We start from the raw sequence: 18,015 nt of genomic DNA on the forward strand, positions 1-18,015 counted from the left end.
CACATGAAAATCCGATTGGGATTTGTTGCTAACTCCCTCTCCTTGTGGGACGCGAGCCCTGCCAAAACCATGACCTTCAAACGATATACTGAGCTTCCGAAAGAGGAACGAATGGATCGTTTGAAGGAAGTAACAAAATTAAACCTGGAACATACGAAACGTATTCTGTATCTGTGTGCAGCTCACGAAATTGAACTGTACCGACTATCAAGCTCACTTGTTCCGTTAGCTACTCATCCGGAAGTAGAATGGGACTTCTATACCCCCTTTAAAGACGAATGGAAAGAGCTTGGGGATCTAATCAAGAAGTTTGGGATCAGGGCAAGCTTTCACCCCAATCAATTCACTTTATTCACCAGTCCCAAGCAGCATGTCACTGACAACGCCGTAAAGGATATGGTTTATCATTATCGCATGCTTGAATATATGGGGATTGAGGATAGCTCTGTCATTAACATTCATATCGGTGGAAGCTATGGTGATAAGGAAGAAACGCTTGTACGCTTTTATGAGAATTTGAAAAGCCTCCCGACTGATGTGAAAGAAATCATGACCCTGGAGAACGACGACAAAACCTATACGGTAGAAGAAACATTAGGTGTTTGTCAAAGAGAAAACATCCCCATGGTCCTTGATATCCACCATCACGAGGCCAACCTTAGTGAAAAGCCATTAGGAGATTATCTTGAAGCGATTTTTGCCACCTGGGAAAAGAGAGATCTCGTTCCAAAAATACATATTTCCTCGCCGAAATCGGACAAAGCATTCCGCTCTCACGCTGATTTGGTGGATGCAGGCTTTGTAGAAGGATTTTTCAAAACACTCAAGACGTTCGATCAGGACGTTGACTTTATGATTGAGGCAAAGCATAAAGATCTGGCCATGTTGAAGCTGATAGAGGATCTATCGACGATTCGGGGAGTGAAAAGGATTAGTGGCGGGGCTTTGGAATGGTAGAGAAAAGATGAACACGTTGTTGTTCGTCTTTTTTGTTTTGTCTATTTTAAGATCCGGTAACTTTTATGGTCGTTGGAAGCTACCGGACATGGAATCGATTCCTATGTAAATTTCATTTAAAGACCGATTCGATCCAAGGCTGAATGGCTGTGAAGGCTTTAAACCCAAGATAAATGCCTACGATTCCTGCAATCCCGGCCAAGGCTGGTGGTGCCGGAATGGGGAGCTTGAATAGGGCAAAAATAAAACCAACCAGGAAACCGGTCACAATCGCTAAAATAACTGTTTTCATAACATCCTCCTGAACAATATGTCTACTTTTATTATACGTTAAAGCTGAAGAAATATAAGAAAAAGGTCCACCCCGAGGGACGGACCTTTTTCATCTATCGTCATTACATTTTTTCCGGAGCAGCAACTCCGATTAATGCAAGAGCGTTTTGTAATGTGACTCGAACCACTTTTACAAGAGCCAGACGAGCCGTTGTAAGTTCACGGTTTTCTTCATCCAGAACCTTATTGGCATTGTAGAAGCTATGGAAAGCTGATGCCAGGTCGTTAATGTAGTTCGCCACTCGGTGAGGTGTACGTTTCTCAGCAGCATCGGCAACCATTTGTGGGAATTCACCTAATTTTTTCAGTAAATCCACTTCTTTTTCAGTACCGATCAGCTTTAAGTCGATCTTGTCTTCTGAAGAGAGTCCTTGCTCCTCTGCTTGACGAAGAATGCTGCAAATACGCGCGTGGGCATATTGAGCATAGTACACTGGATTTTCATTAGACTGTGAAACCGCTAAGTCCAAATCAAAGTCCATATGCGTATCGGCACTTCTCATGGCAAAGAAATAACGGACTGCATCAAGGCCGACCTCTTCAACAAGCTCACGTAAAGTGACTGCTTTACCTGTACGTTTACTCATCTTCATCTTCTCACCATTTTTATAAAGGTGAACAAGTTGAATCACTTCTACTTCTAATTTCTCACGGTCAAAACCAAGTGCCTCAATCGCCGCTTTCATACGAGGGATGTATCCGTGGTGGTCAGCACCCCAGATATTGATCAGCACATCGTGTCCGCGTTCGAATTTGTCCTGGTGATAGGAAATATCCGGGGTCAAGTACGTGTACGTCCCATCATTCTTGATCAGAACACGGTCTTTGTCATCCCCAAGTTCAGTCGAACGGAACCAGGTCGCGCCGTCTTCTTCATAAACGTGACCATTGTCTTTTAGTGTTTTTAGCGCAGCGTCAATTTTACCGTTTTCGTAGAGTGACGTTTCAGAGTACCACACGTTGAATGGCACACGGAACATTTCCAGGTCCTTTTGAAGCTTCGCCATTTCGATCTTCAGTCCGTACTCACGGAAGAACTTGTAGCGCTCTTCGTCGCTTACTTCCGCATATTTCGAACCGAATTCTTCCGCTAGTTTCTTCCCGATTCCGATGATGTCCGCCCCGTGATATCCATCTTCAGGCATCGCTTTGTCTTCTCCAAGAGCTTGGAAATAACGGGCCTCGACGGAAACAGCCAGGTTATGGATTTGGTTTCCTGCATCATTGATGTAGTATTCACGCGTTACTTTATAGCCTGCTTTTTCAAGAACGTTACATAGGGAATCACCTACAGCCGCTCCACGGGCATGTCCAAGGTGAAGGTCACCTGTCGGGTTGGCAGATACAAACTCCACGTTCACTCTCTCGCCATTCCCCGCATTTGATTGACCATATTCCTGGTCTTGATCAAGAATCAATGGAATCAAATCGGTCAGGTATTCATTGTTCATGTAGAAGTTAATGAACCCAGGTCCTGCGATCTCCATTTTTTCAATGGATGCTTTGGACTGGTCGAAGTTCGCCATAATGTCCTCTGCAATCATGCGCGGTGCCTTTTTTGCTACGCGTGCAAGCTGCATCGCCATATTGGTAGAGTAATCACCATGGGATTTTTCTTTCGGGATTTCTAGGATAACATCAGGAATCTGATCCTCTGTTGCGAGTCCCGCTTTCAGAACTGCTGCTTTGATTTCGGATTTCAGGTTTTCTTGTACTTTTTCGACAATATTCATGCGTCTATGCTTCCTCCTTATAGTGAATGGACATAACATAATCCCCTACTGGACTGTCTTGCATTTTTAACTCGTAAGAAAGGTTGAAATCCCCTTCCAGTTTAGAGTCACTTTGTGTATGTGAAAGTTTTTTTGTTTTGGTTGTAAGTAAGAGAGTACCCATCTGGCTTTCATAAGAACCATTTTGTTCCTCCCGTTCGTTAAAGGCCATTCTCATTTTCACTGCACCGCTTCTGAGAATGAGAGCTTGTTGATCCGAGACTTTAACGATCGTATGGGTGGTTCCTTCCTCTTGCACCTCATCGTACTTCAGGAAAACGGCATCTCCTTTTTCATAGTATCGACCAAATGATACCAGTTCAAAAGAGTCACTTTCCTCTCCTATTGTGATTTTGGTTTTCAAGTGAACTTTGACAGGGGTGTAATCCGTTTTTGCCGTCAAACCACTCACATCCTTTTCTATATTAGGGTCCGATCAAGTGATAGGTCCGTCCCTCTTTTAGACGTCCCTTCCTTCTAACTAATTAAGTATAAGAAGTATTGTGGGAAATTGCAATGGAACACTGGGAGTTTTCATATTGCGGAGTGGATGTAAGCGGATTTATGGTAAAAGAAGAGCCCCTTCCGACAATCAGAAGAGGCTGTGCTGTTTATTTTACCCAACCAAGGAGCATTTCACGAATCAGCTTACTTGCTGTATTGGCTGTTTGCTCTGATGGATCATAGATCGGGGCAACTTCCACAAGGTCTGCTCCTACCACATTTACGTCAGAGTGAGCGATGGCATGGATCGATGCCAGTAATTCTTTAGACGTAATCCCACCGCAATCCACGGTTCCTGTTCCAGGAGCATGGGCAGGGTCTAGTACATCGATATCGATCGTCACGTACACAGGACGCCCTGCAAGCTGCGGAAGAATTTCCTTCAACGGCTCAAGTACTTCAAATTTCGAGATATGCATACCGTTTTCTTTCGCCCATTGGAATTCCTCTTTCATCCCGGAACGGATTCCGAATGAATAGACATTTTTCGGCCCGATATGCTCGGCGATCTTGCGGATCGGAGTGGAGTGGGATAATGGCTCTCCTTCATACTCTTCACGAAGATCGGTATGAGCGTCCATATGAATGATCGCAAGGTCCGGATATTTCTTAGCGACTGCTTTCATGACCGGCCATGATACCAAGTGCTCCCCACCCATTCCGAACGGGATTTTTCCGTCTCCAAGAAGACCGTCGATATAGTCTTCAATCATATCGATGCTTCGCTGCGGGTTACCGAATGGCAATGGAATATCCCCGGCATCAAAGAATTTCACTTCTTCAAGCTCGCGGTCGAGATACGCACTGTACTCCTCCAAACCGATCGACACTTCACGAATACGGGCCGGACCAAAACGGGAACCGGGACGGTAGCTAACCGTCCAATCCATCGGCATACCGTAAAGAACGACCTGGCTGTCTTTATAAGAAGGATGACTTTTAATAAACACATTACCTGAATAAGCCTCATCAAAACGCATATTCTTCAACCTCTCTTTTTAGAGGGACGGACCTCTAGGAGGTGCATAGCACCTCCTGAGGCCCGTCCCTATTGAATTTGTACTATTTTCATTGAAATTTGAGGTCCGTCCCTCAAATTTTCTTTATTTCGTCAGGTCTTTAACGAATTTAGGAAGGGCGAATGCTGCTTTGTGCAGTTCTGGTGTGTAGTATTTTGTTTCGATATCATGGAAACGATCTTCCGGCACTTCAATTGGATCGTGCTTTTTCGAACCGATCGTGAATGCCCATAGTCCGCTTGGGTATGTCGGGATATTTGCAGTGTACAAACGTGTAATCGGGAAGATCTCTTTTACATCACTTTGTACTTGGCGGATCAGATCCGCTTTGAACCAAGGATTATCACATTGAGCGACAAAGATTCCGTCTTCTTTCAATGCTTTCGAAATCCCTGCATAGAAACCTTTTGTGAATAGGTTTACAGCTGGCCCAACCGGCTCAGTTGAGTCTACCATGATGACGTCATATTCGTTTTCACTTTTCGCGATGTGCATGAAGCCATCGTCCACTTGTACGTCAACGCGCTCGTTTTCCAATTCTCCGGCAATCTCCGGCAGATACTTCTTAGAGTACTCGATCACTTTTCCGTCGATTTCAACAAGTACCGCTTTCTTCACGCTTGGGTGCTTTAATACTTCACGGATTACGCCACCGTCTCCGCCACCGACAACTAATACCTTCTCAGGATTAGGGTGTGTGAATAACGGAACGTGAGCTACCATTTCATGATAGACGAACTCGTCTTTTTGGCTTGTCATCACCATTCCATCCAAGAATAGCATGTTACCCCACTCTTCTGTCTCTGCCATTTCAAGATATTGAAAATCCGTTTGCTCTGTATGTAAAGTCTTCTTGATTTTCATCGTGATTCCGAAGTTTTCTGTTTGTTTTTCTGTGTACCAAAGTCCACTCATTGTTTCAACTTCCCTTCTTGTTTTTTATCGATCTTTCCGCAATTTCCGTTCTTCGCTGTAAAAATCATATACCACTAGTTTGAGTTTTCACACGTTCATCTTAAGGACAAAATAGATCACTCAATCAAGCCAAAGCCTGAAATAACGGGCTTTTCCTTCTATATTGTAAAAACGTCCAAAGCAGACGTCAGTTTTATCCTTCCCTATCATGATAAATACAAACATGAGAAAAAGTATAGTGGAATCTAGCAAAATTTCAAGTGAAATTTTTTCTAAAACTTTGACGTTTAAAAACTCGTAAAACTTTTCATACTAATACTACACGCTAAACATAATGAGGATTTCTATCCAAGTCCACTATATAAAATCCGAGGTCCGTCCCTAGTGAGGGACGGACCTCAGGTAGAGAAAGCAGGGAGAGGTATGGAACTTATTGCTGGAATGGAGAAAACAAAAAAATATGCCAGAGCGGCAGTCGTTGGGGCTTTATTGGTTATGATCCTCTTTCTGGCAGGTCTGATCGGGATTTTAACGTACGCTAAAATTCAGGGACCCCCTCCTCTTGCCGTGCCCCAGTCCACTTTGCTCTACAGCGAGGATGGAAAGGTTATAGGGGAAACCAATACAGGAGAGAAACGCTATTGGGTGGGCCTGAAGGAAATTTCGCCGGCACTCATCGAAGCTACTATTTCGATCGAGGACAAAAGCTTCTATCAGCACTATGGTTTCGACATCAAACGTATGGCGGGAGCAGCACTTGCCGACCTGAAAGCCATGGCAAAGGTGCAAGGAGCCAGTACCATTTCCCAGCAGTATGCTCGTAATCTATTTTTATCTCATGACAAAACATGGAAAAGAAAGATCTCAGAAGCCCTCTACACGATTCGAATCGAAATGAACTATTCGAAGAAAGAAATTCTAGAAGGCTATTTAAATACCATCTATTATGGACATGGTGCTTACGGAGTTGAGGCAGCAAGTCTTTACTATTTTGGTAAGGATGCCAATCAATTGACCGTTGGCGAAGCTGCAATGCTGGCAGGAATCCCCAAAGCGCCAACTTACTATTCACCCGTCGCCAATATGGAGAATGCCAAGAAGCGTCAGGAGCTTATCCTTAAGTCCATGACCGAGGACGGCTTCATTACAGAAGAGCAGCAGACAGTTTCCAAAGCGGCTCCGATTACCATTACTGGCGAGCACGCCCATCAAAAGGCAGAAACGGCGCCATATTTTCAGGACGTTGTAAAAAGTATTCTACGCTCTGACTTAGGTATCGAAGAGCGAACCATCGAAATGGGCGGATTAAAAGTTTACACAACCCTCAAATCCGACCATCAACAAGTAGCCGAAAAAGTAGTGAAGGAACAAATCCCTGATGAGTCTGATATTCAACTGGGCTTTGTATCCATGGATCCTAAGAATGGATTTGTTACAGCGCTTGTTGGTGGAAGAAGCTACGAGGAAAGCCCGTTTAATCGTGCGGTGCAGGCCATCCGGCAGCCTGGATCAACGATTAAGCCTCTCCTTTACTATTCTGCCCTGGAGCAAGGCTTCACTCCTTCAACGACCATGAAGAGTGAGTTAACTTCATTTACATTTGATGACGGAAAAGAGAAATATACACCTCATAACTACAATAACAAATATGCAGGTGATGACATTACCCTCGCTCAGGCCATTGCTCTTTCAGATAATGTTTATGCAGTGAAGACCCACCTTTTCATTGGTCAGGATACCTTAACGAAAACAGCCCAAGAGAAATTCGGATTAACGACAAAGGTAAAAAAGTACCCTTCCTCGGCACTCGGTACATCAGGGGCAAGAGTCATCGATATGGTCAACGCCTACAATATCTTTGCAAACGGCGGCTATAAGGTGAAACCGGTATTCATCACGCGTGTGGAAGACTGGTCCGGTAACGTCATTTACGAAAATACATCCGAGAAAGAACAAGTTTTGGACCCTGATCAAGCGTATGTCATGACACATATGCTGAGTGGAATATTTGATCCAAAGCTCAATGATTACTCAACGGTGACGGGGATCCAGATCCGGAAAGACGCCACCCGTCCCTATGCAGGAAAATCTGGTACAACCAACACAGACAACTGGATGATCGGCTACTCACCTCAGCTTACGGCAGGAGTATGGACAGGATATGATAAAGAAAAAGAAATCTCCCTGGTGGACGATAAATATTTAGCCAAGAAACTATGGGTGAATTTCATGGAGGAAGCCCTGAAAGATGAACCCGTCAAAAACTTCAAACCAACAAAGGGTGTGGTCGGTGTAGCTGTGAATCCCCATAACGGATTACTTGCTACAGAAGACTGTCCCGTGCAGCGCTTCACGTACTTTGTAAAAGGAACAGAACCAACCGAATACTGCCACGAACATCTGGGTGATAATGAAACACCGAAAGAGAAAGCGCCAGCGAAAAAAGAAGAAAAGCCATGGTATGAAAAGGTGAAGGATTGGATTTTTTAACCGAAAAGCGGAGGCGGCTTGGGCAGGCAGAAAAGTCGGTGTTCACAATTTGGCGCAACAAAGTTCGAATGTGGCACAACAAAACCGGAAAGTGGCACAAGTTCATTCGAATGTGCCCCAGCAAACCCTAAAAGTGCCGCAAGTTCGTCCGAATGCGCCGCAACAAATCCAATTCACGCCTACAAATCACGCCAAATCTCTATAAAAAAACAAAAAACGAAAAACCACGGGTTTGTGCGAACCCGTGGTTTTTCATGTCCTAGTTTATGTGCAAACTGTGATTTAAGTGTACTTTTTTTCAAGCGTAAGGGCAAGATGTGAACGACATATTCAAAAAAATGTCATAGTTTGTTCACAAAAGAAATTTTTTCTATCTTTTTAAACTTTTAACGCTTCCTTTAATTCATCTTTTGAGCGTTCCCACATACCCTCATCATGCTTCTTCAAGAATTCGGAAAGAATCCCTTTCGACTTGTCGTCCAATTGATCGAGGACAATTTTCCTTTTAATCGATTTATCCATATTATTCACATGCTCCGGCATGGACTTGTAGCCTCTACGCTTCTCACGGTTCACAACCATTTCACAAGCCGTAACCCCCGCATAATAAGGACCGTTTTCCATACGGTCAATGGTCACCCAGATCAACCAATACGGCTTACCGCCTGCTGAGTCCTCACGGTTATTCGTGAATTTTATCCCTTTTTCGATCGGGCTCCTCGCATGCATCGCTCCGATTTCAATCGTGGCTTCCCCTTCTTCGACATCAATCATTACAGGGGAAACATTATCTAGACTTAATGAGCCTACACCATAGCCACCGTGACCGTCCGTTGGGTCACTTTTGATGATATTAAATCCAATGTTCTTTTTCTTTTCCATGTATCTTCACTCCTTCAAAGTCGACATACCTAGCTAAAGACTGAAAAAACAGTCGTAAAAATCGCACTGAAAGCCTGGTTTGTTGCTGTCATCCCACCTTGTAGCAACGGCCAGATTGTATACTCGTCAAGAGGTGTAATCACGATGATCAGGAATAAAACGACTCCATACTGTTCATACTGAGTCAATTTTGCCCTGATATGATTCGGTGACAGGTCCTCTATGATCCGGTATCCATCCAGCGGAGGGAACGGCAGTAAGTTAAACACAAATAACAACACATTCAGATACACAATCATCTGCAAAAGATCGATGACAAAAGGAGGAACCCCTACTCCACCAGTTACTCCTACAAAAAAATAAAAAAATCCAAATGCAATGAATGCAAGTAAGAAATTACTCAGGGGACCTGCCACTGAAACTAATACCCCTGCCAAACGGGGATTTTTAAACCGGGATCTCATGACCGGCACAGGACGCGCCCAGCCAAACCCCGCAATTAATATTAAAATGGTTCCAAGTGGATCCAGATGTTGAATCGGATTTAATGTGAGTCGTCCTTGATCTTTCGCTGTCGTATCACCAAATTTGTATGCCACAAACGCATGGGCAAACTCATGAACTGTAAAGGCCATGACCAGGGCGATCACCACAAACGGAAGCTCTTCCAACCGAAAGACGGAAAATGACTCAAAAATAGAGCTAAATGTATCCAAAGTATGTACTCCTTTAAAAAATGGTTTACTTTCTTATTCAATAGTATACAGAAAAATTCCTGCATTCATGACAATTCCTATTTCTCATCATAACAAACTTGCTCTCACATCCCCTACCCATTACATTTAATAGGGAGGCAGAATGAACATGCCTACCACCGATTGTACCAAAACAAAAAGCAAGGAGCGAATCATAATGCCTTATATCACAGTAAAAATGCTTGAAGGCCGTTCAGAAGAACAAAAACGCGCCCTCGTCGAAAAAGTAACCGAAGCCGTAAGTGAAACAACAGGGGCACCTGAAGAAAAAATCGTTGTCTTCATTGAAGAAATGACGAAAGGTCACTATGCGGTAGGTGGAAAACGTTTAAGTGATCAATAGAAAAGCGGAAGGGCTTTGCCCAGAGGCGACAAGCATAAGACGAATCCGCACAAAAGGCGCTCTTTGCCTTTTTTGTGGATTTGGCTTATGACCTCGAGCCTCTAAGCCCTGGAGCTGGACATGTAGAAAAGCGGAAGGGGCTCGCTCTGGGGCGACAAGCATAAGACGAGTAACCCGGAAAGGCGTTCTTTGCCTTTTTGGGTTACTTGGCTTATGACCTCGAGCCCCAAGCCCCTGGAGCTGGACATGTAGAAAAGCGGAAGGGGCTTGCTCTGGGGCGACAAGCATAAGACGAGTAACCCGGAAAGGCGTTCTTTGCCTTTTTGGGTTACTTGGCTTATGACCTCGAGCCCCAAGCCCCTGGAGCTGGACATGTAGAAAAGCGGAAGGGCTTTGCCCAGAGGCGACAAGCATAAGGCGAACCTGCCGGAAAGGCGCTCTTTGCCTTTTTGGCCAATTTAGCTTATGACCTCGAGGGACTAGCCGCCGGAGCTGTACAATAGAAAAGCGGAGGCGGCTTGATACCCTATCCAAATTTTACCTGATCCTGCCAAAAAGGGGATCACTCCAAAGAGTGATCCCCATCATTCATATTAAAACGTCCACTATTGGACGATTTTTTTCATTTTTAATCCTTCGATGTATGCGAACGCTTCGTCAATTTCTTCTGTTGTATATTTCTGCTTACTCTTAAGTGTGAATACTTTCTCCACGACTTCTTCTTTTGGAAGGTTATCAAAATATAAGACTGTCGAAACTAGTTCAAGAAAGCGTGCTGATTGAATGTTCATATCGGTCAGGCAATCTCCTAAGCAGGGCATTTCTTTTTCATATATTTGCAGGAAGTCTTCTCCCTCTTTGGTGACGGTGTAGCGGTATTGATAATACCCGCCCTTTTTCTCCTTCACCTCGGAGATGAATCCCATATTGCAGAGCTCTTCCACCCGAAGCGTAAGCTCTTCCGAATACGGACCATAAAAATGGAACTGAAATTTTTCCTGAAACGGGAATTCAAGCTTCTTCGCGATGAAGATCATCTTTTGAAGCTTTTTTCTTCCCACCACTTCACCTGAGGCTAAGAAGGCACTCATTAGTTTTGCATGATCTTTCAACAATGTACGTCATCTCCTACTCCTAGTATTGCGTTTGTAGATCCTCATTGTGTCGCGTCGTTTATGTCAGTTCTAGGATCGTACGTATTTGTCTCTTAATATTTTTCTTCGTTGATTCGTCATATAGTAAATCCACCGGATAATATAATTTATGATCGGTTCGGCGTTTTCCGGAAATGGAATCGACGATATCCGACTGCCTCGATAACTCGCGCAGGTCATCATTTCTCATTAATAAATGAATCGGAAGCCGTTCTTCTTCCTCGCCCGGTCTGTAGAAATCGTATGGAAGGTCTGAAGATGAGTCTACCACTAAATAATAGTCAGGATCGATCCCCGCTTTTTTAAACAGGGTTTCAAGCTCACTGTGCTTCTTATATTCCTTCGCCGGATCAAATTCCACGTACTTAAATAAATTACGGTTCATGAACCGTTCACATAAGTCCCGTAAAATCGGATCCTCTTCTTCCTGCCAAATTTGAAAATAATACATAATGACCGCTTCATCCAGTTTTAAATAATCCTCAAGGGAAACCTCTTCTTCAAACAGGGAGTAAAAATGGATCGGGCTTTGCTTAAAGGAATAAAACTCTTCATGGAGCTCCTTCGCTCTATGTAGAATCTTCGTTAAAATCACTTCTGCACTCCGGGTAACCGGATGGAAATATACCTGCCAGTACATCTGATAGCGGCTCATAATATAGTCTTCCACTGCATGCATTCCGCTTTGTTTGATCACCACTTGGTCTTCACGGGGTCTCATGACACGAAGAATTCTCTCCATATCGAAATGACCGTAGCTGACTCCGGTAAAATAAGCGTCACGCTGCAAATAATCCATTCGGTCCGCATCGATCTGACTTGAAATCAGGCTGACTACCAGTTTGTTCTCATACGTCTTCGCAATCACTTCCGCTACATGCTTCGGAAAATCCGGTCCCACTTTTCTGAGAACCGCATTCACCTCTGTATCTCCTAAAATGATGGCTTGAGTGAAATGCTCGTGATCCAGGTGAAACACTTTTTCAAAGGAATGAGAAAACGGTCCATGCCCAAGATCATGTAATAACGCAGCGCATAGAGACAATAATCGTTCATCCTGGTTCCACTCCGGCCTGCCGGCAAATACATCGTCCACGATTCGGCGGATGATCTCATACACTCCAAGAGAATGATTGAACCGGCTATGTTCCGCACCATGAAAGGTCAGGTAGGTGGTCCCCAGCTGCCTGATCCTGCGAAGTCGTTGAAACTCTTTCGTTCCAATCAAATCCCAAATCACGCGATCCCTTACATGAACATACCGATGAACAGGGTCTTTAAATACTTTTTCTTCATGTAATTTCTGCTTGGCATACTCCATCTTCTACCCTCTTCCTAAACTAGCATATTTCTATTATAGCGACTCTTTTCTTCGTATTCATCTCGAATTTTGTCGAAAAAAATAGGTATTTGGCCTTTGAATGATCAACCGCAAGCGTTCCAAATCCTTCAAAAAAAGTTGGACGCTTGACAAAACCTCTAAATAATAATTCTCTACCCCTTAACTAGTTTCCTTTTCCAAAGAGGCGCAAACCTTTATTTATTTTTATCCATAGAAAAGAAAAAACTCCCTCACTGGAAGTTTTCCTTTATTTCTTTATTTTCTTGATCACTTTCTCCATTAGCTCTTCTTCAGTCAACGCCGCTACAGGACGATTATTCACAAAGGCGAATGTCTTCTTGCGTCCTGGACCACAATAGGATTGACACGCAATATCGATCGGTGCCTCCGGGTCAATTTCTTTTAATTTGGGAATTAAGGTTTTTAGGTTAACGGCCTGACAATCATCGCAAACACGGAATTCGTTTGCCATCTGTCAACAACCCTTTCTATCTATTGAAATGGATTTCATTCGTCGTAAACATCGATTTATAGAATACAGTTTTCTGCAATGTTTTGCAAGAGAACATCGTTTCCAGCTTGTGGGAATCCTCACTTATACAACGAAACTAGCAGACAAAAAATAAATTTAACATATTCGTATAAAAACCTATAAAACTGTCCATCCTTTAACCAACGAATCATTTAAGAAAACTATGGGAGTTGAGATGAAATGATGATGAAAACAAGACAGGATGCCTGGACGGAAGAAAATGATCTATTATTAGCAGAAACGGTCCTTCGTCATGTAAGAGAAGGCAGTACACAATTAAATGCCTTTGAAGAAGTGGGAGACAAACTGAACCGCACATCTGCCGCATGTGGTTTCCGCTGGAACGCAGTGGTGCGTCACCAATACGAGAAAGCTCTTCAACTAGCAAAAAAACAACGCAAGCAGCGCCACCGCATCCTCGGTAAAGATCAGGGCGGCAAGAAGAAGCTTTTATATCAGCCACCTACTCCTTCATTCGAAGATTTAGACGCTATGTCTCTATCAATGTCTGAAGCTGAGGAAGAAATGGAATTCGAGCAATACGAGAACTACGTACCAGAAACGGAACAACTGGGGAAAGAGTCCGAAGAAGCGCCGAACTTTGAAGTGGAAGTAAGCGAAGAACAAGCCTACGTTCCGCAGCAGGCACCTGCAGCTAACCATGTGGTAAAGCCTTCAGGACTAAAGGGTGAAGTGACACTAGAGAAAGTCATTGCGTTCCTGCAAAACCTGGCTCAAACCAACATGAATTCCGACTATGTAAAAATTGAGAATCAGAGATTAAAGCAAGAAATCGCCGAACTCAGAAAAGAAAACAGCGAGCTTGAAAAGAAAGTCAAAGCTCTTGAAAACAATTCCGTCACCATGCAGGAAGATTACGAAACACTTATGCAAATCATGAACCGTGCAAGAAAGCTTGTCCTTTTCGATGAAGACGATGCCAAAGCGCCACGATTCAAAATGGACCGTAACGGAAACTTAGAAAAAGTAGCTGAATAAGCGTGATTCCCAACCAGTGCGTCTATGGGCGTGCTGGTTTTTTGGTTGGGTGGACAATTCTGACACCAACATAAAAAGCCGGACCCCATTCCAACCGAAGTCCAGCCATCCCTTCTATCCCAAAAACTTCTCATTCCGATCAACGACCCTCTGATAATACATTTCATACATTCCGTACTCTTCCCCTTGAAGTGCACTGCTATAAAATTCACCGCTGAACTCTTTTAAAGACTGAAGGAACCTGAGCATCACGTCTTGAATCGATAACTCGACTCCAAGCAGTTCCGATAAAGAAGCCATCACTTCAGGATCAATAACAGGAAACGTAAACTTCGTCGTTCCATCCTTCAAGCCGGTCTCATAAAAACGCTGAATCAGCCTCGCCCGTTCAGAACCGCTTCCATTGACGCAAAGGTACACCTGTACAGCTACTCCATTTCGGATTCTGCGCTGAGAAATGCCCGCAAATTTTTGATCATTGATACTTAAATCATAACTTCCAGGACAGTAGGACTGCGTGATTTCCTTCGCCTCGATCTTCACATCAAAGTCCTTGAACATATCCTTCACAAGTAACCACATGGCATCGTAGCCACGATTAATATCGATCCCTTTTTCTGAATCGGGGAAAACCAATGATAGATTCAATACTCCTTCATCCAATACAACGGCAAGGCCTCCGGAGTTTCTTACGATATATTGATAGCCTTCTTCTTCCAACACCTTCAAGGCATCAGAAAGAAACGGCAGCTTTGTATCCTGAATGCCCAGTACGACCGTATGATGGTGAACCCATGAGCGTGCCGTCGGGTCTGACTGAGCTGCTCCGATCGCCGTGCACAACGTATCATCCATGGCAAACGACTGCAGTGCCCCGAACATCGGTCCCAAGCTTGATTGATCGATCACTCTCCATCTATCTTGACGAAGCAGTGCATATGCTTTTTCCTTATCCATAACGCTTCTCCTTCACTCACAACATGCGAGCTCATTATATCATATAATGGCGGGGTTGCTAAAAAGGGGTGGACAATCCAAGGGGGTTCGCTTTTCGTTTGAGGTTGATTACCTGTTAAAAACTACGGTCATTTTCACAGATGAATATTCCGATATATTTGCCTGTTAAAAAATGAGTGATATTTAACAAGCCAAACGGTAAGTCTCTCCTGGTGCCAGGAACCAATCCAGCACACCCAAACGAAAAAAAGCCGAACCCCAAAAGGATCCGGCTTTCTTCACAACATCTATTAAATTACAGCGCCTGAGCAGCCGTAATCAACGCAAGCTTATACACATCTTCTTCGTTACAGCCGCGTGAAAGATCGTTCACAGGTGCGTTCAGTCCTTGAAGGATTGGGCCGACTGCTTCGAAGTTTCCTAGACGCTGGGCGATTTTGTACCCGATGTTTCCTGCTTCAAGGCTCGGGAATACAAAGACATTCGCGTTACCTTGGATGTCTGCACCCGGTGCTTTTTTCTCTGCTACAGATGGGACGAATGCAGCGTCGAATTGGAATTCACCGTCGACAGTCAGTTCCGGTGCTTTTTCTTTTGCAACGGAAACGGCTTCAACCACTTTTTCCGTTTCAGGTGATTTAGCCGAACCTTTTGTAGAGAAGCTTAGCATTGCTACTCGTGGGTCGATGTCAAACATTTCAGCTGTTTTCGCACTTTCGATCGCGATTTCAGCCAGATCCTGGCTGTCAGGTGAAATGTTGATCGCACAGTCAGCGAATACATACTTCTCTTCTTCACGTACCATGATGAAGACACCGGACGTTTTGCGGACGCCTTCTTTTGTTTTGATGATTTGAAGAGCCGGACGAACCGTATCAGCTGTCGAGTGAGCTGCCCCACTTACAAGACCGTGAGCTTTGCCCGTGTATACAAGCATCGTTCCGAAATAGTTTCCGTCTAATAGGATTCTTTTCGCATCTTCTTCTGATGCTTTTCCTTTACGGCGCTCTACGAATGCCTTCACAAGCTCGTCCATTCCAGGGAATGATGCCGGGTCTACAACGTCACAACCGTCAAGCTTCACACCAAGCTGCTCGGCTTTTGCATTGACTTCATCCACGTTACCGACTACGATCGGTGTCAAGATGCCGTCACTCGCTAAACGGGAGGCTGCTGCCAGAATACGTTCATCTGTACCTTCAGGGAAAACGATTTTTAACTCTTTGCCTTTTACTTTATCTGTTAGTGTTGTAAATAAGTTGCTCAATAGAGGGACCTCCTTGATTTATACATATCCAATCTTAGAATACTCTTCTCATATAGGAATTCAAGGAAAAGGGGAAATGTTATCGGTTTCATAGGAAAAGTCTTTGTTTTCTAATAATTCCTATTTCCTTCTACCCTTTTCTCTACACCCCTAAGCCTATGTAATAATCCACTAAGATAGTGTGTTCCACATATCCCTTGCCTATCCACTATTTGTGCCATTTTATCGACATTGGGTTTTGTATTCTTACTCTAAGGTCAAACTATGATATAGTAAAGTTGGAAAAAGTACTTTAAGGAGTGATTACGTTGGCAGAACCGGCACAAACATTAGATGGTTGGTATTCCCTGCATGATTTTCGCGCGATGGATTGGACTACCTGGAAGATGCTTCCGAGTGAAGAAAGAGCCTCAGCGATTGCTGAATTCCACCGTTTCTTAGATAAGTTAAACAGCACGCAGGATGCAAAAGAAGGAAGTCACGCTCTTTACACCATCGTTGGTCAAAAAGCAGACTTCATGTTCATGATCCTTCGTCCTACGATGGAAGAACTGAATGAGCTGGAAAATGAATTCAACAAGCTGAAAATCGCTGAATTTACGATTCCGACATTCTCTTATGTTTCCGTTGTGGAACTTGGTAACTACATGCCTTCTGAAGGCGATCCTTATGAGAATCCATATGTACAGGAACGTATCTACCCGATCCTTCCGAAAGCGAACCATATTTGCTTCTACCCAATGGACAAGCGTCGCCAGGGGAATGATAACTGGTATATGCTTCCTATGGAAGAGCGTCGTGACATGATGAGAAGTCATGGCATGATCGGTCGTCAATACGCAGGAAAAGTAAAACAGATCATTACTGGTTCTGTCGGTTTTGATGATTATGAGTGGGGTGTTACCTTATTTGCTGATGACGTGCTTCAATTCAAAAAGCTTGTGTACGAAATGCGTTTTGATGAAGTAAGTGCGCGCTACGGCGAATTCGGTACCTTCTACGTAGGTAATCTATTAAAAGAAGAAGCGATTGCGAAATTCCTTCACGTGAACTAAATACACTCTAAACGACAAGCTCTTGCGGCTTGTCGTTTTTTTATGAAAAAGGCGCTTTTCGGAAACATTGTGGTTCAATAAGTTTGGTTGTGCAAGGGCTCTTCAATCAGTGTGCCTGGAACGGACAGGAACGGTCCATTTTTCACACAACCACTCATCTGAATAAAAATGGCCTCTCCCTCATTCAAAAAAACAAACGAATATATTTTTCTCCCCCCACATAGACATGAAATAGTGAGACATATAGCATCTCCTAAAGCGAGGTGGGAATATGGCTGTTATTCCTTATAACGAGAAGGAGGTAAAGCTCCTGGCTCGACTGATGAGGGCTGAAGCCGAAGGAGAAGGACAGCTTGGCATGCTGATGGTAGGGAATGTCGGGGTGAACCGAGTACGATCCGATTGCCTTGACTTCAAGAAATTAGCTTCTCTTCAAGACATGGTGTTTCAAAGTCCAGGTGGATTCGAGGCCACTCAAAAAGGCTACTTCTATCAACGGGCACGACAAAAGGAAATCGATTTAGCAAGAAAGACCATTAAAGGAGGCAGATATCACCCTGCTCAATTCTCCCTATGGTTTTTCAAACCTGCAGGCGACTGTCCTGGTCAATGGTATAACCAGGCAAACTCAGGACGATTCAAATCCCACTGCTTCTATCAACCCACCAGAGGCGATTGTCCAAAAGTATATTAACTTTATTAAAAGGAGGTATTCGGTTTGGCGAATCAACAATCAAAC

General features: G+C 43.9%; 18 protein-coding genes. 6 read left to right on the forward strand and 12 right to left on the reverse strand.

The window, feature by feature from the left end; genetic code table 11:
* Positions 1 to 3: 3 nt before the first annotated feature.
* A complete protein-coding gene (gene uvsE, locus AAEM60_RS22265; RefSeq protein ID WP_299746548.1) occupies positions 4 to 957 on the forward strand; it encodes a UV DNA damage repair endonuclease UvsE in 954 nt (317 codons plus the stop codon).
* A 112-nt stretch (positions 958 to 1,069) separates the two neighbouring features.
* On the opposite strand, the gene AAEM60_RS22270 is transcribed toward uvsE, so the two are convergent.
* The 5 genes from AAEM60_RS22270 to speE all read right to left on the reverse strand — a co-directional run bounded on the left by AAEM60_RS22270 (position 1,070) and on the right by speE (position 5,500).
* On the reverse strand, positions 1,070 to 1,249 hold the full coding sequence (locus AAEM60_RS22270; RefSeq protein ID WP_148970668.1) for a DUF1427 family protein: 180 nt from the start codon (positions 1,247 to 1,249) through the stop codon (positions 1,070 to 1,072).
* 103 nt (positions 1,250 to 1,352) lie between these two features.
* Positions 1,353 to 3,023 (reverse strand): arginine--tRNA ligase, encoded by a 1,671-nt coding sequence (gene argS / locus AAEM60_RS22275; RefSeq protein ID WP_299746552.1) that lies wholly within the window; start codon positions 3,021 to 3,023, stop codon positions 1,353 to 1,355.
* Between the two features lie 4 nt (positions 3,024 to 3,027).
* Entirely contained in the window at positions 3,028 to 3,465 is a 438-nt protein-coding gene (locus AAEM60_RS22280; protein WP_282138385.1) for a DUF1934 domain-containing protein, read from the reverse strand.
* Between the two features lie 208 nt (positions 3,466 to 3,673).
* The gene (speB, locus tag AAEM60_RS22285) at positions 3,674 to 4,546 is read right to left on the reverse strand and encodes an agmatinase (protein WP_299746557.1); all 873 of its coding nucleotides are present in this window, start codon (positions 4,544 to 4,546) and stop codon (positions 3,674 to 3,676) included.
* Between the two features lie 123 nt (positions 4,547 to 4,669).
* On the reverse strand, positions 4,670 to 5,500 hold the full coding sequence (gene speE, locus AAEM60_RS22290) for a spermidine synthase (protein ID WP_148996313.1): 831 nt from the start codon (positions 5,498 to 5,500) through the stop codon (positions 4,670 to 4,672).
* Between the two features lie 423 nt (positions 5,501 to 5,923).
* Between speE and AAEM60_RS22295 the strand changes: the two genes are divergently transcribed.
* Positions 5,924 to 7,990 (forward strand): PBP1A family penicillin-binding protein, encoded by a 2,067-nt coding sequence (locus tag AAEM60_RS22295; protein ID WP_341357185.1) that lies wholly within the window; start codon positions 5,924 to 5,926, stop codon positions 7,988 to 7,990.
* Between the two features lie 378 nt (positions 7,991 to 8,368).
* Here AAEM60_RS22295 and AAEM60_RS22300 read toward each other — a convergent pair whose 3' ends face one another.
* Both AAEM60_RS22300 and AAEM60_RS22305 read right to left on the reverse strand, forming a co-directional pair.
* Positions 8,369 to 8,872, reverse strand: a complete 504-nt coding sequence (locus AAEM60_RS22300) for a YwhD family protein (protein ID WP_299746566.1) — start codon at positions 8,870 to 8,872, stop codon at positions 8,369 to 8,371.
* A gap of 29 nt (positions 8,873 to 8,901) precedes the next feature.
* Positions 8,902 to 9,507, reverse strand: coding sequence for a site-2 protease family protein (locus AAEM60_RS22305; RefSeq protein ID WP_149154984.1), 606 nt, complete (start codon positions 9,505 to 9,507; stop codon positions 8,902 to 8,904).
* A 277-nt stretch (positions 9,508 to 9,784) separates the two neighbouring features.
* Between AAEM60_RS22305 and AAEM60_RS22310 the strand changes: the two genes are divergently transcribed.
* Positions 9,785 to 9,970 carry a 2-hydroxymuconate tautomerase gene (locus tag AAEM60_RS22310; RefSeq protein WP_034765056.1) on the forward strand — a complete coding sequence of 62 codons (186 nt, stop codon included), beginning with the start codon at positions 9,785 to 9,787 and terminating at the stop codon, positions 9,968 to 9,970.
* Between the two features lie 605 nt (positions 9,971 to 10,575).
* Here AAEM60_RS22310 and AAEM60_RS22315 read toward each other — a convergent pair.
* The 3 genes from AAEM60_RS22315 to AAEM60_RS22325 all read right to left on the reverse strand — a co-directional run bounded on the left by AAEM60_RS22315 (position 10,576) and on the right by AAEM60_RS22325 (position 12,938).
* On the reverse strand, positions 10,576 to 11,085 hold the full coding sequence (locus tag AAEM60_RS22315; RefSeq protein ID WP_299745162.1) for a YwgA family protein: 510 nt from the start codon (positions 11,083 to 11,085) through the stop codon (positions 10,576 to 10,578).
* 58 nt (positions 11,086 to 11,143) lie between these two features.
* Positions 11,144 to 12,445 carry an HD domain-containing protein gene (locus AAEM60_RS22320; RefSeq protein WP_341357186.1) on the reverse strand — a complete coding sequence of 434 codons (1,302 nt, stop codon included), beginning with the start codon at positions 12,443 to 12,445 and terminating at the stop codon, positions 11,144 to 11,146.
* Positions 12,446 to 12,713: 268 nt separating this feature from the next.
* Positions 12,714 to 12,938 carry a DUF1450 domain-containing protein gene (locus AAEM60_RS22325; protein ID WP_044340592.1) on the reverse strand — a complete coding sequence of 75 codons (225 nt, stop codon included), beginning with the start codon at positions 12,936 to 12,938 and terminating at the stop codon, positions 12,714 to 12,716.
* 246 nt (positions 12,939 to 13,184) lie between these two features.
* Here AAEM60_RS22325 and AAEM60_RS22330 point away from each other — a divergent pair, with 246 nt between their 5' ends.
* Positions 13,185 to 13,997 carry an RsfA family transcriptional regulator gene (locus tag AAEM60_RS22330; protein WP_299745617.1) on the forward strand — a complete coding sequence of 271 codons (813 nt, stop codon included), beginning with the start codon at positions 13,185 to 13,187 and terminating at the stop codon, positions 13,995 to 13,997.
* 114 nt (positions 13,998 to 14,111) lie between these two features.
* Here the strand turns inward: AAEM60_RS22330 and AAEM60_RS22335 are convergent, their stop codons facing one another.
* Entirely contained in the window at positions 14,112 to 14,954 is an 843-nt protein-coding gene (locus tag AAEM60_RS22335) for a lipoate--protein ligase family protein (protein ID WP_299745169.1), read from the reverse strand.
* A 295-nt stretch (positions 14,955 to 15,249) separates the two neighbouring features.
* Complete coding sequence (pta, locus tag AAEM60_RS22340) at positions 15,250 to 16,221, reverse strand: phosphate acetyltransferase (protein ID WP_299745172.1); 972 nt, start codon at positions 16,219 to 16,221, stop codon at positions 15,250 to 15,252.
* A gap of 308 nt (positions 16,222 to 16,529) precedes the next feature.
* On the opposite strand from pta, the gene hemQ reads away from it, so the two are divergent.
* Both hemQ and AAEM60_RS22350 read left to right on the forward strand, forming a co-directional pair.
* The gene (hemQ, locus tag AAEM60_RS22345; RefSeq protein ID WP_299745175.1) at positions 16,530 to 17,276 is read left to right on the forward strand and encodes a hydrogen peroxide-dependent heme synthase; all 747 of its coding nucleotides are present in this window, start codon (positions 16,530 to 16,532) and stop codon (positions 17,274 to 17,276) included.
* Between the two features lie 271 nt (positions 17,277 to 17,547).
* Positions 17,548 to 17,970 (forward strand): cell wall hydrolase, encoded by a 423-nt coding sequence (locus AAEM60_RS22350; protein ID WP_299745178.1) that lies wholly within the window; start codon positions 17,548 to 17,550, stop codon positions 17,968 to 17,970.
* Positions 17,971 to 18,015 lie beyond the last annotated feature (45 nt).

The sequence above is a fragment of the Rossellomorea sp. y25 genome, from assembly GCF_038049935.1.
Lineage (GTDB): Bacteria > Bacillota > Bacilli > Bacillales > Bacillaceae_B > Rossellomorea.

Coding starts and splice junctions, on each gene's coding strand:
- AAEM60_RS22300 (WP_299746566.1), bottom strand. CDS start 8,872: ATGGAAAAGAAAAAGAACATTGGATTTAATATCATCAAAAGTGACCCA.
- AAEM60_RS22335 (WP_299745169.1), bottom strand. CDS start 14,954: ATGGATAAGGAAAAAGCATATGCACTGCTTCGTCAAGATAGATGGAGA.
- AAEM60_RS22305 (WP_149154984.1), bottom strand. CDS start 9,507: ATGGCCTTTACAGTTCATGAGTTTGCCCATGCGTTTGTGGCATACAAA.
- AAEM60_RS22350 (WP_299745178.1), top strand. CDS start 17,548: ATGGCTGTTATTCCTTATAACGAGAAGGAGGTAAAGCTCCTGGCTCGA.
- AAEM60_RS22270 (WP_148970668.1), bottom strand. CDS start 1,249: ATGAAAACAGTTATTTTAGCGATTGTGACCGGTTTCCTGGTTGGTTTT.
- AAEM60_RS22310 (WP_034765056.1), top strand. CDS start 9,785: ATGCCTTATATCACAGTAAAAATGCTTGAAGGCCGTTCAGAAGAACAA.
- AAEM60_RS22320 (WP_341357186.1), bottom strand. CDS start 12,445: ATGGAGTATGCCAAGCAGAAATTACATGAAGAAAAAGTATTTAAAGAC.
- AAEM60_RS22295 (WP_341357185.1), top strand. CDS start 5,924: ATGGAACTTATTGCTGGAATGGAGAAAACAAAAAAATATGCCAGAGCG.
- speE (WP_148996313.1), bottom strand. CDS start 5,500: ATGAGTGGACTTTGGTACACAGAAAAACAAACAGAAAACTTCGGAATC.
- speB (WP_299746557.1), bottom strand. CDS start 4,546: ATGCGTTTTGATGAGGCTTATTCAGGTAATGTGTTTATTAAAAGTCAT.
- AAEM60_RS22325 (WP_044340592.1), bottom strand. CDS start 12,938: ATGGCAAACGAATTCCGTGTTTGCGATGATTGTCAGGCCGTTAACCTA.
- uvsE (WP_299746548.1), top strand. CDS start 4: ATGAAAATCCGATTGGGATTTGTTGCTAACTCCCTCTCCTTGTGGGAC.
- argS (WP_299746552.1), bottom strand. CDS start 3,023: ATGAATATTGTCGAAAAAGTACAAGAAAACCTGAAATCCGAAATCAAA.
- AAEM60_RS22330 (WP_299745617.1), top strand. CDS start 13,185: ATGAAAACAAGACAGGATGCCTGGACGGAAGAAAATGATCTATTATTA.